Annotated in this window: 2 protein-coding genes; both read right to left on the reverse strand. The window is 71.3% G+C overall.

Annotation, left to right across the window (positions count from 1 at the left end; all coding sequences use genetic code 11):
- Window positions 1–230: VOC family protein (locus KBX39_RS28515; protein ID WP_312247503.1), on the reverse strand; the 230-nt coding region annotated here is incomplete at its 3' end.
- 270 nt (window positions 231–500) lie between these two features.
- Window positions 501–2621, reverse strand: coding sequence for a malectin domain-containing carbohydrate-binding protein (locus KBX39_RS28520; RefSeq protein ID WP_312247504.1), 2121 nt, complete (start codon window positions 2619–2621; stop codon window positions 501–503).
- Between the last annotated feature and the right edge of the window lie 2 nt (window positions 2622–2623).

Raw genomic sequence — 2623 nt, forward strand, 5'->3', positions numbered from 1 at the left:
CGCGCCACCTCCTCGTCGCGGGTGCCCTCGGCCGCGTGCAGGTCGATGTGGAACGCGCCCTTGCCGTGCCGCTCGCCCACCCGGACGAACAACAGGTCGGGGCCGTCGCCGGCGGGCGCGGCGAGGACCGCCTCCGGGTCGTCCGGGTGGTCGTCGTCGGCGAGCCGGCGGTCGAGCACCCGGGCCCACCATCCGGCGAGGGTGTACGGGTCGTCGGACTCGACTGTCACGCAATGGAACTGTGCACTCATCGGTGCTTCCTCCTGTGGGGTACGCGCCCCGGCGGAGTGGGAACGTCAGCGGGGAACGCGGGGCGCGGGACGGTTCACGAAAGACATCGACCACACCCCCTTTCCACCTCATCGGGCTGACCGGTTGATCATTCCACCGCCCTCCGGCGCCGGCAACCCCGCCCCACCGCAAGGAAGGGCCCCTTGTTAACACCTGCGTGTTAACAAGGGGCCCTTCCTCTACCGGAGGCGTTAAGAAGGTGCCCTTCCTTACGGGCCGACGAACACCGCCTTCGCGCGCCAGTCGACGCCGTCGACCGCCGGGCCGCTGCGCACGGTGAACGTCGCGGCCGGCACGCCGTTCACCCAGTCGGTGGCGGCCAGGTCACCGGTGTTGCGGTTGACCTTGTAGAGCGTGCCGCCGGAGACGAAGACCGCGCCCGCGTCGGCGAACCCGCTCGCCCCGGACACCGTGAACCGGTCGGCGCCGACGACGCCGCTGTCCGGGGTGAACCAGCGCCAGAACAGTCCGTTCTGCCCGTTGAGCGTGTAGTAGAGCCGCCCGCCGGAGAAGAACATGCCGGTCACGTTCGGGATCTCGGCGTAGAAGCCGGTGGTCGCGCCGACGTACGTCTGCCCGGTCGGCCCGGAGTTGGTGATCACGTTGTCCCAGTACGGGTCGTGGTACGGGTCCACCAGTTCCGGCGTGCCGAACGTGGTGCCGTTGAACGTACGCCGCCACAGCGCGCCGTCGGCGCCGTAGAACACCGTCCCGCCGACCCAGAACGCGTTGCGCGCGCCCGCCCAGACGGTGCCGTCCGGGTCGGTCACCGGGTCCGGCGCGCCGACCGTGCTCTGCCCGTCGTACGAGCGCACCTGCACCGGCGAGCTGGCCGGGGCGGGCGGGGGCCCGGTCTTGACGATCTCGACGGCGTTCACCAGCGGGTTCTCCCGCACGTGGCGGAACTCCACGTCGATCGAGCCGTCGCTGACCACCGTGAACTCCCGCATGGTGCCCACGTTGTGCCCGGCGGTGGCGGACAGGTCGAGGTCGTCGAGGACGACAGCACCCTCCAGCGCCACGTCGAAGATCCGCGTGCCGGCGTTGGCGGTGCCCGCGTACCGGTTGGCCATGTAGAGCCGCACGTGCACCTCGGTGCCGTTGGGCACCGGGAACTGCCAGGTCATCTCCGCACCGCCGGACGGGTCGTACCGCTCGTGGTTGTAGAGCTCGACCGGGGTGCCGGCCGGCACCGTCGAGTCCAGGCTCGCGGCGGTGGTGTAGCTGGAGACGCTGCTGCCGGTGTTGTGGTACGGGCTGGGGCTGGAGCTGGTGTCGGCCGCCCAGTCCGGCCCGCCGTCGGTGGCGGCGACGGACGAGCCGCCGGCGTTCACCCGGTACAGCACGTTCGTCGGCTGCGGCAGGCCCGCCTGGTAGATGTTGCCGGGCAGGGTGGCCGTGGTGGTGGGGTGCACCGCCGTCCCGCCGGCCAGCGGGAAGAACGCGATCCGCTCCCGGCGGTACTGGAAGTTGCCGATCCACAGCGTGTCGCCGCCGACCCAGAGCCCGGTCGGCGTGACGAGCATCTCGGAGGCGCCGATGCCGCGCGGGTGGCGGCCGGGGTTCCAGGACAGCGGCAGGCCGTTGGCCGGGTCGAGCGCGGCGATGCTGGCCCGGCCGACCGCGCCGGCCCGGGCGTTGTCGGTGCCGGTGGTGTTGTTGAGCCAGCGGAGATGGCCGCCGACGTAGACCGCCTCTTCGCTGATGCCGACGGACAGGAACGTGTCGCCGCCGCTGTAGTCGACCCAGGTCGGCTGGAGAGCGGAGCCGGTCGCGCCGGCCTCCCAGCGGGCCGCGGTGTCGCAGAGCGTTCCGCTGTACGGCGCGCCGGTGGTGACCACCACGAAGTAGCTGTTGTCCGGGGAGAACGCGACGTCACGGACGTACGAGTCGAAGGACTGCCACTTGCAGCGCGGCGTGTAGCGGGCCGTGTTCCAGTCCGCGACGGTGGCGGCGGTGGCACCCAGGTCGATCTTGACGATCTGGTCGTGCAGCACCCCGTCGGCCTTCTTGAAGTTGCCGATGACGACGAGCTGCGTGCCGTCCGGGGAGACGGCGAGCTTCTCCGCGCCGACGCCGGCCTTGGCGCCGCTGACCCCGTCCCAGTTGTGGTTCTCGGTCAGCGTGGTGGTGAGGTAGCTGTCCACGGCGCCGGTGGTGGCGTTGAGCGACGCGAGTCCGCCGCGCGGGTTGGGGTTGCCGGCCGTGGTGAAGATGCCGCCGACCAGCAGCCGGTTGCCGACCAGCGCGATGTCCTTGATGAGCCCGTTGAACGCGGGCGGCGCGAAGCTGGTGACGACCGCCCCGGTGTTGACGTCGAGCAGGGCCACCT

Origin of the sequence: Micromonospora sp. D75, assembly GCF_018070405.1 — a bacterium.
Lineage (GTDB): Bacteria > Actinomycetota > Actinomycetes > Mycobacteriales > Micromonosporaceae > Micromonospora > Micromonospora chalcea.